Below are 12197 nucleotides of genomic sequence, written 5' to 3' on the forward strand. Positions count from 1 at the left end.
GAATGCACAAACTTATAAAGAGGAGCCTTCAGGCTCCTTTTTTTATTGATGCTACACGGCAAAGCTCATTGCAATGCGGAGGGTTCCTCAGAGTCGTTAAGTTTGTATATTACAACGCTAAGCGAGCGAGCGGTTGTCTTGCTGATAGTTAAGCTAACTGTCGATGATGAGTTCAAGATCAAGAGTGGAGAAATAAGTTTGTTCTTGTTCAAGGTCAGCTTTAAATATGGGCTTTTCGTTTAGCCAACCTTCAGGAAAGCGCAACGCCAGTGCTTTCCCCTCACAACCGATACTAAACTCAGGAAGGAAGTCTGCCTGCCGCTTGATATTAAGTAACACTGCAAGGCGGATTAAGGCAATTAGTCTTCGTACTTTTTTAGCGTCAAATAAGTCAAATTCAGGGATATCTTCTGTGCGGATTTTCTTGCGCTGGAATCGAACCAATGTCGCTAATAGTAATTGCTCTTCTTGGTTGAATCCTGGCATGTCTACATTCTGTAAAATGTAAGCGCCGTGCCGTTGGATCCCGCGAGAATTGATTTGTAAGCCTATTTCATGCAGCAAACTGGCCCAACCCAACATGCTACGTAGATTTTCATCAAAGAGCTTCCAATGGGCGGCGCTTGCATCAAATAGTGCGATTGCCATTGCATGTACTAGCGAGGCCTGCTCTGTGTCTACATCATAGCGGGTCGCTAAACTCTGTGCTGTTCGGCTTCGCACATCGTCATGTTCTAACGTTTCACTCATTTGATAGAGTACACCTTCACGCAAAGCTGCAGGTGAAAACTCCATACTTTCAATGTGGAGACTTTGAAATGCGGCAATCAATATAGCTAATCCTGCGGCGAATACTGGGCGCCGTTCTTCAGGAAGATTTTCAATCTCTAATAAGTCTACATGTTGCGCTTGAATGCATGCTTGCTTGAGTTTTTTGAGTTGCTTGAGGGTAATTGGAGATGCTTTATCTGGGCTCTCTTGGCACAGCGTGAAAATGGTTTTTATGGTGCCAGATGTGCCAATGCACTGCTGCCATCCTAATCGGCGGTATTTAACGTCAATCAGTTCCAAAGATTGCTGTGCGGCCGTTATTGCACGACTAAACGACTTTTCGTTCAGCTCGCCGTGGTTAAAAAATCGTGTGGTGAAACTGACGCATCCCATTTGTAAACTTCTGCACAGGCGAGCGTCAAACCCCTCTCCAATGACAAACTCGGTTGAGCCGCCGCCAATATCAACCACCAACCGTTGTCCTTCAGAATGCTGCGTATGCGCAACGCCACTGTATATAAGACGGGCTTCTTCGGGCCCCGAAATTATAGCTATGGGGTAGGGGAATATCGCTCTGGCCCTTGCAAGAAAGGTATGTGCATTCCTCGCTTTGCGTAAGGTATGGGTAGCCACAACTTTCACTGAGTCGGGTTCGAAGCCTTGCAAACTCTCGGCAATAACGGTTAGCGTATCTAGGCCTCGCTGAATGGCCTCTTCAGTGAGTTTGCCATCAACCAGTCCTTCCGCTAGTCGAACCTTTTGCTTAACGCGGTGAACAATTTGCACAGATCCAGCGACGATACGAGCAACGACTAAGTGAAAGCTATTAGAACCTATGTCGAGCGCGGCGACCTTTTGGCTGTCGCGTACTTCGATGTCATTTAGCACGTTATCCATTGGTGGCATACTTGTCTTCTTGCTTTAATAGGTAGTTATAAATCTCTACTTGAGAGCGAAGATTCCGCCTGTTACCACGTTTTACATACTGATTCGTTTGAAATTCATCGATAACCCTCGCTTTTAGCGTATCTTTAAATTGCAGCTCTAAAATATCGAGGATTTGTTTGATCATGGCAGGATCATAAATTGGGCAACCCACTTCAATACGATTATCCATATTGCGTGTCATCCAATCGGCGGACGAAATAAAGACTTTTTTATCACCCGCATTCTCAAATACCATCACACGCGGGTGTTCCAAAAAGCGATCGACAATACTGATGATTTGAATATTCTCACTCAGTCCTTTTTTACCGGGAATAAGAGCACACATGCCGCGCACGATCCCGCGGATTTTTACACCCGCTTGGCTGGCACGATATAGATCGTCGATTAACTCTTTGTCTACTAAGTTATTAATTTTAAACGTGATTGAACCTTTTGCACCTTGATTCACGTGTTGGATTTCGGAACGGATCAACGATTGGATCTTGGTTCTAGCATTGAGTGGTGAAATTTGCAGGTGCTGAAACTTATAACGACGGTATGGGTAATTGATAAGGTCGAATACGTTTACGGCTTCTTCCGCTATTTCTTGATTCCGCGTAAACAGTGAGAAATCAGTATAGATTTTGGCGGTCTTTTCGTTAAAGTTCCCGGTACCGATGTGGGCGTAGTGCACCATAGTGCCCTTTTCTTCTCGGCTAATCACACACAACTTGCTGTGAATTTTTAACGTGGGGATACCCAACACAACGCGAATACCGGCATCCGTCATGCGTTTGGACCATTCGATATTGGCCTCTTCATCAAAGCGTGCACGCAGCTCGACGACAACCGTTACCTTTTTACCATTATCTACCGCATCAATTAGAGAATTGATAATACGAGAGTGGCTCGCCACTCGGTATATGTTTATGCGAATCGCCTTTACACTAGGGTCGAACGCGGCCTGACGCACAAATTCGGTAAAATGTAGGAAACGGTGATAAGGGTAGTGTAGCAAAATGTCATTTGCGCTAATGGCGTCGAATACTGTGTCATGAGCGGCGAATGCACGTGTATTAATTGCCGGCATGGGCGGGTTTTCAAGATAGTCTCGCCCCACATTGGGGAAACCAATAAAATCTTTAAAATTACGGTAATGTCCGGCCGCAAGCACAGTATCCAATCGACTGATTTTTAGGCGCTTACGCAGATCCTTTGACATGTCTTCCGGCATATCTCTGTCATGAATGACGCGCACAGGCTCTGCAATCATGCGCTGCTTCATACTTTCAGACATTTTCTCTACATAGCTTTCATCAATTTCATCATTGATGGAATATTCAGCATCGCGGGTCAATTTAAATGAAAACGCTTCCAGCGAGTCGTATTTGATAAAACCTTTAAAAATTTCATCCAAGCATAACTGAATGATGTCATCGACAAGAATAATATGTTTCTTTTTTCGACTCTTTTGCGGGGGGATCACAACAAATCGCGACATTTCGCCGGTAGGTATCTGAATTACAGCGTACTTTGTATTGCGGTTTTCTCGTCTAATGGCGACGTACAAATAGACGGATGTGCCATTTAAGCGATCGAGTAGCTGTGTTTTGTTGTCGATTAATATCGGTGCAATGTGTCGCAATATCTTGTTGGTAAAAAGGTTTCGAAGCCACTCACTTTGATATTCATTCAATTCTGACTTACGAATTATGTGAATGTTGTAGCGGGCAAGCGTCTTTTCTACATCTCGGTGAATTTCGTTGAACTTACCCGATAATTCAACAACTTTGGCTTGAATGTCGGCCATTAGCTGCGTTTGTCGCGCTGCTTCTTCCTCATTATCTTCGTTTAATGCAATGGTGATTTGACGCTTCACATCTGCTGCGCGTACCCGATAAAACTCATCTAGATTGTTTGAGTAAATGCCAAGAAAGCGAATGCGCTCAACAATAGGGTTATTTTTATCGGCAGCTTCTTGCAGTACGCGTTCGTTAAAGGATAACCAGCTGAGTTCTTTCGGGTAGTATATTTCTTCGTCTGTCATAGTAATCTGATAAAGTAAGTAGGTGTAATAGCCTGCTTAATGTTAGAAAAATCACTCATTATTACTGAGCTTTACGACATATTTGTGTCAACAATCCAGTTTCTAACTTAATTGAAACTAATATCAACCACTAAGTCATTGGCGATATCTTCTAGCGCTTGTTGGATTGCATCCAAATCCACATCATCTGGCAGTGCTACGGTAAATTCAGCTTGGAACATAAGGTTGCCCCAATTAGGAGCGCTTACGCACTCTGAACTGAATTTTTGAATATTCACTGCAAATTGCTGCAAGATAGAGGTTATTTCGCTGACGATACCGGTTTTGTCATTACCCATAACAGAAAAGTGAACAATCCGGCTAGGCTTACTTTCTGGTGCTTTTACGTTCACCATTTGAATCGATAAATTCGGCAGTGCATTTAATGCAGATACGAGCTCATCAGCACTGGATTCAGCTATGGTGACTTCAACAAACCCCGCAAATTGGCCCGCCATATGAGCAAAGCGGCTGGCTTGCCAGTTACCACCATGATTGCGCACAGCTTTGGCAAGTGTGTCAACTAAACCCGGTTTATCTTCACCAATTAACGTAATGACCAACGATTTCATAAATTCTCCATAATTGACTAGGGCAGCACTGATTCATATATTCTTAATTAATTAGTGCTTGCTATTAACATAGCACGTCTTACACTGCTGCAAGACGTTAAATAGTACCGATGTTTCAATTCATCAATGCAACAGCCCATGATTTCGCGCCAGCGCCGCCGCGACAGAATAGACTATTTTGCACAGCGAGTGGTGGTGTTTTTTGGCTGGGCAGTATTATTAACACTTGGTGTGTTAATCTGGCATTTGCTAAGCCAAGCGTTACCGCTATTTAATTCACCGAGTATTAAACCGAAAAGTGAGTTTCATATTCCCGTTCGTGAAGAAGCGCTTTACGTAGGGGATGTTAAGCAAGGTGGCCTTCTTGTCACGCGAACTCAGGCATGCGCTTTACATTTTTATATCCTATCAGTGAACAGTACACTGAAATTAGTTAAATCCACTCCCTACTCATGTAACTCCGGTTTATCTGTATCACGCCAAGGCGAAGATTTGTTTGTGGTTGAGGTTTCCAATCAGAATCTCGTTCGGATACAGCAAGTCGTTAACGCAGGTAGCGATATTTCGATAGTATCAATCCTATCTCGGGCGATCCCTGAATCATTTGAGAATGTTCAAATTCATCGGGTTGAATTGACTGGACGTTGGGCTGTCATCCAGTTCTACAGCGATCGGCATGATGTCATGTTGTGGATTGATAGATTGTCACCTGAACGTGCCTTTGAGCAGATATATAATAAAGGGGATTGGAGTGTTGCAATGCCCTCTGCTGATGCGTCCGCCTATGTGCATGAAGACAAATTGTTGCTCTGGCCGGTTGGCGCTGACAAATCTTTAGATTCGGTAGCGTCATTGCAAGCGGACGGACTTTTACTTGCCACAAATGACCCACGCGCTCTATATCTGAGTAAATCTTTCGGTAAAGTGAGTAAATGGACAATACTCAATAATAATGGCGTCTTTGAGTTGAGAGAATTGTTTTCCATGCCTCTCAACGATTCTGAATCGCCTTTGAATGTGTCAATTGATCCCAGTGTAAACCTTGGCATGGTGTTAACTAATCAGGCCCGCCTTTTATTGTTTAACCGAGTCAGCGGAGAAATACTGTTTCGCTATCAGTTAGCGGAGCAACCGTCATCGATTGCTTGGTTTGGCGATAACCTGTATTTACACGTTAACGATAAATTATCGGTGTGGTCGGTTGATGATCGAGATAGTACAACGACACTTTCAACCTTGTTTGAACCCCAACGTTATGCGGGTTATCAAGAGCCCGATTACGTATGGCAAACAACCAATGCCACAGATTATCAACTTGCGAAATACAGCCTGGTGCCATTGATGATAGGGTCTATCAAAGCGTCGATGGTTGCTTTGTTGATAGCAATTCCACTTGCACTAGGAGCCGCTGTTTATACGGCTTTTTTTGTCCATCCAAGATTGCGTGCCAAAATTAAGCCGGCGATTGAAATGCTAGAAGCTATACCGTCGGTAGTCATTGGTTTTATTGCGGCAGTCTGGGTTGCGCCCCTAGCTGAACAATTTTTACTGGCATTGTGCTTATTCATTATCCTACTGCCAGTCGTATTGATTGCTGTTGCTTCAACGCATTCGGCAATCTCAAGTAGAATTCCTGAACAAATGCGCAAATACTGGGAATTACCATTGATCAGTATTTTGGTCGTCATTACAGCTTGTCTATGTCTGTTGTTTGCTGTCGATTTATTGGTTGGTGTTGTGTCAGTATTTCAAGTGGCAGATGAAGATTTGCAATTCGGCACGCACGTGAATAAAACGACTTTAGTTGTAGCTATCGCGTTGGGTTTGGCAATTGCACCTACAATATATTCACTTGCTGAAGACGCAATTGAGGGTGTTCCGTACAGCCTGAAACAGGCTTCGTTTGCACTGGGAGCTACTCGCCTGCAAACGCTTCGAAATGTTGTGTTAAAGGTAGCGTTGCCGGGGATTGTGGCTGCACTGATGCTGGGGTTTGGAAGGGCGTTTGGTGAGACCATGATCGTATTAATGGTGACAGGCAATACACCAATAGTCGATTGGGATCTATTTACCAGTTTACGTGCAATGACGGCTAATTTGGCTATTGAGTTACCCGAAGCTGAGGTTGGCAGTGCTCACTATCGAGTTTTATTCCTGACGGCCTGCTTACTGTTTTTGTTTACCTTTGTGATTAATACGCTGGCAGAGCTACTAAGAATGCGTTCACGTAAAGTGAGTCAAGTCTGATGTTTATAGCCCAAGTACGTGATTTATGGAGTCATAACAATCGCCAGTCATTGGCGATGATTATGGCCGCCTCGATGACGTCAATTCTATTATTAGCACTTGTCACTCTTTTACTGTTTATTTTGCTGCGCGGTAGTGCATTCTTTTGGCCTACACAGGTGAAAACAATCGAATACCAAATTGACTCACATGATCAAATTCACACGGTGCTAGCGAAGGTTCAACAGATAGAAGGTCAATCGAGTTCAGCACTGACACAGGGAAAACACCTAGCAGAAACACATTTAGAAGTGAGTACTATCGATTCACTTGGTATTCAGTCACATTCTATCATTCTAAATAGTGAGAATATTATTAAACAGCACGTTGAAAGCCGCGTGGCAGAAATGCAGATGGACGATGGGCAATACTTTTTCTTTTATCTCGACGCCTTACAGTCTCCGTCTAAAACGTTTCTCAGTGTTGATGGTCTGCCAGAACTGCTTCAGCAAGTGTCTGATTTGGAAAAACAAATTTCGTTGATACGAGATGGACATTTGTCTTCTATTCACAGGCAAATTGCACAGTTGGACCGCAGTGGCGTTGCGCTGGATGCTCCTGCAAGAGTAAAGTTAGAGCAGCAATTCTTTCATTTCCAACAGGCGATAAACCGCTTACAACAATCACTCTCGCAATATTTGCTCTTCGTTTCTGATGCGGAAGGAAATAAAACCAGCATAATGTTATCGGATGTAAGCCAGGTTCACTTTCCAAACCAGTTAACTACGTTGGGAAAGTTGGGACTTAGCGTGACCAAGATTTTTGCGTTTTTGCTGGAGTCGCCCAAACAAGCGAATACAGCAGGCGGTATTTTTCCTGCTTTGTTTGGCACTATTCTTATGGTTTTGCTGATGACCGTTATCGTCACACCTTTTGGTGTGTTGGCAGCTATTTATTTGAGCGAATATGCACCGGCTAATGCATTGACCTCGGCTGTACGTATAGGTGTTAGCAACATGGCCGGCGTGCCATCGATTGTCTATGGTGTCTTTGGCTTGGGTTTCTTTGTGTATGGTATAGGCGGTGGTATAGATGAGTTGTTTTATTCAGACCACTTACCCTCGCCAACATTTGGCACTCCCGGTTTATTTTGGGCCTCGTTAACGATGGCACTATTAACGTTACCTGTCGTTGTCGTCGCGACTGAAGAGGGGCTTAAACGCGTTCCGCGCGGAATTCGGAACAGCAGTTATGCTCTGGGAGCGACAAAGATTGAGACAATTTGGTATACCGTCTTGCCTATTGCAAGTCCCGGCATCATGACAGGGGTGATCCTAGCCATCGCGCGAGCCGCCGGCGAGGTTGCACCTTTAATGCTGGTAGGCGCAGTTAAATTTGCGCCAACCTTACCTGTCGACAGTGACTTTCCATTTTTACATTTGGATCGTCAGTTCATGCATTTAGGTGTATTGATTTATGATGGTGCATTTCATAGTCAAACCAGTATTCAGGGGTCATCGATGATGTTTGCTGCCTGTTTATTGCTTTTATTGTGTGTGTTTGGCTTGAATCTCATTGCGATCAATCTACGTTCTCGCTTGAGAAAGCGATATTCACAGGACTAAAGGGTACATGCTAAATCTATTTGACCGAGAAAAGCTTAACATCAGTCAGTTATCTGATGAGGAAACTGCAATAAAGGTGAGCGAGCTCAATTTGTGGTTTCACAAAAAACAGGTGTTAACTGATGTCAGTATGCGGATCCCGAAAAATCAAATAACAGCCCTGATTGGGCAGAGTGGTTGCGGCAAATCTACGCTGATCAGTAGCTTTAATCGCATGAATGACCTAGTGGATGGATGTCGCTACCAAGGTGAGATAGAAATTGATGGGCGTAATATCAATCATCCACGTGAGAACGTTGCGCGATTAAGAGCCCGAGTCGGCATGGTATTCCAGCGGCCCAATCCTTTCCCCATGAGCATATATGAAAATGTATGCTACGGCCTTAAGTTGCAAGGGGTGTCGCAGCGAAGAAGTCTCGATGATGCTGTAGAACAAGCGCTGCGTGATGCAGCCTTATGGGATGAGGTTAAAGATCGTTTGTTTGATTCTGCCAATATTTTATCGGGCGGACAGCAACAGCGCTTGGTATTTGCACGAGCCTTGGCGTTACAGCCTGAAATTTTGTTATTAGATGAGCCAACTTCTGCGCTAGATCCCCTCACGACGTTGTATATCGAAGAGCTTATGATCACGCTTAAAAAACGTTGTACGGTAGTGATCGTGACTCACAATATGCAACAGGCAGCGCGTGTTTCGGATTACACCGCGTTTATCCATCAAGGCGAAGTCGTTGAGTATTCAGACAGCGATACCTTATTTACCATGCCCAAAAAGAAGCAAACTGAAGATTACATTACTGGCCGTTATGGCTAGACGTTAGGTGAACGATGAGACAGGTTAAATTCAACACACATATATCCGGTCGATTCAATATTGAACTGGAAAACTTAAGAAATTCAGTCTTGACCATGGGCGGTGAAGTCGAGCAACAAATGGTTGACACTCTGCGCGCGATAAAAGAAAACAATGCCGGGTTAGCTGAGAAAGTGGTGCTTAATGATCTCAAAGTGAATTCGATGGAAGTACAGATCGATGAAGAGTGCATGCGGATTATTGCCAAACGTCATCCTACTGCCAGTGATTTGCGCCTGGTACTCACCATTTCAAAAGCCACTACGGATATTGAGCGTATCGGGGACGAAATTGAGCGTATCGCTAAATTGGTGACCAAAGACAAACTTCCTGCCTCTGAAACCATCAAAAGCAGCATGTTAGCCATCGGTGAACATGTTGTTGCGATGATGAGAGGTACATTCAACGCATTTGCACGCCAAGATGAACATGCTGCGTTAGACGTTTACGAACAGGATGATCGCATAGATAAACAGTATAAACTTTTGTTGTCCTACACTTCCCAAGAAATGCAACAGCACTCGGAAATGATGGAGGACTGGCTGGAGGTATTGTGGGCTTTAAGGGCGTTAGAAAGAATAGGCGATCGTTGTAAGAACATCTGTGAGTACGTTGTGTACTTAGCTGGGGGAGCCGATGTTAGACATGCATCATTAGAAACCATGCAAAAGAAGATTGGAGAGCTCTCAGATTAAAGTTTTCGATAAATAAACTATGGCTTCTCGCTTCATTACGGTATTATGCGCGGCGGATTGTATAGAGTGAATCTAATTCAACGGCAATTTTATGATTTTAAATTTTAAACAAAAAAGCTTGAGTGCTTCCTGTTTTAATCGGTAATAAGGATTAGGTAAAGTGGATATTATACAGAGCTACGGCCTTATTCTTATTATTTTGGCTGCGGTATTCGGTTTCATCATGGCATGGGGTATAGGTGCAAATGATGTTGCTAATGCTATGGGAACGTCGGTAGGTTCGAAAGCTTTGACGATCAAGCAAGCTATCTTGATTGCAATGGTATTTGAATTCGCTGGGGCGTATTTAGCCGGAGGGGAAGTAACATCAACGATTCGTAAAGGCATTATTGATGCTGACTACTTTATTCCAACTCCGGAATACCTTGTTCTAGGTATGATTGCTTCATTACTGGCAGCTGGGATCTGGCTGGCAGTCGCTTCATTCAAAGGTTGGCCAGTATCGACTACACACTCCATCATTGGCGCTATTGTTGGCTTTACGGCCGTAGGTGTAAGTGCTGAAGCCGTAGCGTGGAGTAAAGTTGGTGGGATTGTAGGCAGTTGGATTATTACACCAGCGATATCTGGAATCATCGCTTATGCGATATTTGTTAGTGCTGATAAGCTGATTTTTCAAGCTAAAACGCCTTTTCAAAATGCCAAACGGTACGTTCCAATGTATATGGGACTTGCCGGCTTTGTGATGTCTTTGGTGACAATCAAAAAGGGCTTGAAGCATGTTGGCCTGGGTCTTCCAGACGCTCAAGGCTACATGTTAGCAGTCGTTATCGCTATTGGGATAGCTTTCTTAGGGGTTTGGTTAATAAATCGTATTAAATTCGAAGCGAATGATACGAGGGAACATCAACAGGCTAATATTGAGAAAATTTTCGCGATTTTAATGGTCGTGACAGCTTGTTGTATGGCTTTTGCTCATGGTTCGAATGACGTTGCTAACGCAATCGGTCCTCTTGCTGCAGTTGTCAGCGTTGTAAGCAATGAAGGACAGATTAGTTCTAAAGCTGCTCTCGCATGGTGGGTGTTACCACTCGGCGGGATTGGTATTGTTGCCGGCTTGGCTTTATTTGGTCAGCGCGTGATTAAAACCATAGGTCAAGGGATTACCCATTTAACACCTAGCCGTGGCTTTGCTGCTGAAATGGCCGCTGCTACAACAGTGGTTATAGCCTCTGGTACAGGGTTACCTATTTCAACAACGCAAACGCTTGTTGGTGCTGTGCTAGGTGTAGGTTTAGCGCGAGGTGTTTCGGCGCTTAACTTTGGCGTTATTCGCACGATATTAGTGTCATGGGTGGTTACTCTGCCTGCTGGTGCTGGCCTTGCGATTGTATTCTTCTTTGCGCTTAAATTTGCCTTTGGTGTTGTTTAAAACAACACCAAAGTCCTCATTTAGTTGGATTTTCTATTTAGGTTCGTTAATCTATTAACATTTAACTGTTTAATAGATTGCATCAATGAAATGGCCTAACCTTAAACATCTGCATTATCTCGTAGTGCTGCATCAAGAGCAGCACTTTCACAGAGCTGCTGAACGTTGTCATGTAACCCAATCGACACTCAGCACTGCTATTCAAAACCTTGAAGAGCATTTTGGTGCTCAATTGCTTGAACGCGAACATAAGTCATTTGTGTTTTCGGCGTATGGCCTTGAAATAGTTGAGCGCAGTAAACGGATCATCAATGAAGCTCGTGAGCTCATGGAGTACGCTACACATGCCGGTGATTGGAGACGCGGAAGCTTAAAGTTAGGTGTGATCCCAACCATCGCGCCCTTCTTGTTTGAAGGCGTGATCAAATCAATTAGAAGGATCTATCCAGAACTCGCCCTGCATTTACAAGAAGACACTACTGATAATTTGCTCGAACAGCTTAATGAAGGTGTTCTCGACTTACTGATCTTAGCGCTGCCGTTTGAGACGCCGGGATGCAAACAATTAGTGATTGGGCATGATCCATTCCATTTAGTTATGCACCGTTCAGCCTATACTGGTGACAACCAAAAAATAGAGGTACAAAATCTGCCTAAAAACAGCATCTTTTTGCTGCAGCAGGAACATTGTATGACTGGACACGCGGTAAGCGCATGCGGGCTCAAATATAGCGAGCAGGTTAATAGCTTGGCAGCATCATCACTACATACGCTGGTTCAATTAGCTAACGCAAAATTAGGCTATACCTTTATTCCTGAAATGGCGCTGCAGCAAGATATTCTAGAAAAGTCAGAATTAATCGCGCTGCCTGCAGAAGATAATGCGTTTAGAGAAATTGGCCTGGTGTGGCGAAATGGCACCACACGGGTACAGCTTTTCCGTTCACTGGCAGAGTGCCTCGCACCTTTGATGCCAGTGGATACACTCACTCAATAGCAATACGCAAAAA

General features: G+C 44.0%; 9 protein-coding genes. 6 read left to right on the forward strand and 3 right to left on the reverse strand.

Features of this window, described 5'->3' with window-relative positions; genetic code table 11:
* Nucleotides 1–153: 153 nt before the first annotated feature.
* The 3 genes from ppx to CSH93_RS14285 form a co-directional block, all read right to left on the reverse strand.
* Nucleotides 154–1677: an exopolyphosphatase gene (gene ppx / locus CSH93_RS14275; protein ID WP_100643922.1), complete on the reverse strand. Its 1524-nt coding sequence runs from the start codon at nt 1675–1677 to the stop codon at nt 154–156.
* The gene (gene ppk1 / locus CSH93_RS14280; RefSeq protein ID WP_100643923.1) at nt 1661–3745 is read right to left on the reverse strand and encodes a polyphosphate kinase 1; all 2085 of its coding nucleotides are present in this window, start codon (nt 3743–3745) and stop codon (nt 1661–1663) included. The genes ppx and ppk1 overlap by 17 nt, the downstream gene beginning before the upstream one ends.
* 107 nt (nt 3746–3852) lie before the next feature.
* Nucleotides 3853–4356, reverse strand: a complete 504-nt coding sequence (locus tag CSH93_RS14285) for a glycine cleavage system transcriptional repressor (RefSeq protein ID WP_100643924.1) — start codon at nt 4354–4356, stop codon at nt 3853–3855.
* A gap of 138 nt (nt 4357–4494) precedes the next feature.
* Between CSH93_RS14285 and CSH93_RS14290 the strand changes: the two genes are divergently transcribed.
* The 6 genes from CSH93_RS14290 (at nt 4495) to CSH93_RS14315 (ending at nt 12184) form a co-directional block, all read left to right on the forward strand.
* On the forward strand, nt 4495–6603 hold the full coding sequence (locus tag CSH93_RS14290; RefSeq protein ID WP_164078381.1) for an ABC transporter permease subunit: 2109 nt from the start codon (nt 4495–4497) through the stop codon (nt 6601–6603).
* Complete coding sequence (gene pstA / locus CSH93_RS14295; RefSeq protein WP_100643926.1) at nt 6603–8207, forward strand: phosphate ABC transporter permease PstA; 1605 nt, start codon at nt 6603–6605, stop codon at nt 8205–8207. Before CSH93_RS14290 ends, pstA begins: the two co-directional genes overlap by 1 nt.
* Nucleotides 8208–8214: 7 nt before the next feature.
* Nucleotides 8215–9021: a phosphate ABC transporter ATP-binding protein PstB gene (gene pstB / locus CSH93_RS14300; RefSeq protein ID WP_100643927.1), complete on the forward strand. Its 807-nt coding sequence runs from the start codon at nt 8215–8217 to the stop codon at nt 9019–9021.
* A gap of 14 nt (nt 9022–9035) precedes the next feature.
* Nucleotides 9036–9755, forward strand: coding sequence for a phosphate signaling complex protein PhoU (gene phoU / locus CSH93_RS14305; protein WP_100643928.1), 720 nt, complete (start codon nt 9036–9038; stop codon nt 9753–9755).
* Nucleotides 9756–9915: 160 nt separating this feature from the next.
* The gene (locus CSH93_RS14310) at nt 9916–11187 is read left to right on the forward strand and encodes an inorganic phosphate transporter (protein ID WP_100643929.1); all 1272 of its coding nucleotides are present in this window, start codon (nt 9916–9918) and stop codon (nt 11185–11187) included.
* Nucleotides 11188–11272: 85 nt separating this feature from the next.
* Nucleotides 11273–12184: a hydrogen peroxide-inducible genes activator gene (locus tag CSH93_RS14315; protein WP_100643930.1), complete on the forward strand. Its 912-nt coding sequence runs from the start codon at nt 11273–11275 to the stop codon at nt 12182–12184.
* The last annotated feature ends 13 nt before the right edge of the window (nt 12185–12197 follow it).

The organism is Neoalteromonas facilis (assembly GCF_002807665.1).
Lineage (GTDB): Bacteria > Pseudomonadota > Gammaproteobacteria > Enterobacterales > Alteromonadaceae > Alteromonas_E > Alteromonas_E facilis.

Coding starts and splice junctions, on each gene's coding strand:
- CSH93_RS14290 (WP_164078381.1), top strand. CDS start 4,495: ATGATTTCGCGCCAGCGCCGCCGCGACAGAATAGACTATTTTGCACAG.
- CSH93_RS14285 (WP_100643924.1), bottom strand. CDS start 4,356: ATGAAATCGTTGGTCATTACGTTAATTGGTGAAGATAAACCGGGTTTA.
- CSH93_RS14315 (WP_100643930.1), top strand. CDS start 11,273: ATGAAATGGCCTAACCTTAAACATCTGCATTATCTCGTAGTGCTGCAT.
- ppx (WP_100643922.1), bottom strand. CDS start 1,677: ATGCCACCAATGGATAACGTGCTAAATGACATCGAAGTACGCGACAGC.
- ppk1 (WP_100643923.1), bottom strand. CDS start 3,745: ATGACAGACGAAGAAATATACTACCCGAAAGAACTCAGCTGGTTATCC.
- phoU (WP_100643928.1), top strand. CDS start 9,036: ATGAGACAGGTTAAATTCAACACACATATATCCGGTCGATTCAATATT.
- pstA (WP_100643926.1), top strand. CDS start 6,603: ATGTTTATAGCCCAAGTACGTGATTTATGGAGTCATAACAATCGCCAG.
- pstB (WP_100643927.1), top strand. CDS start 8,215: ATGCTAAATCTATTTGACCGAGAAAAGCTTAACATCAGTCAGTTATCT.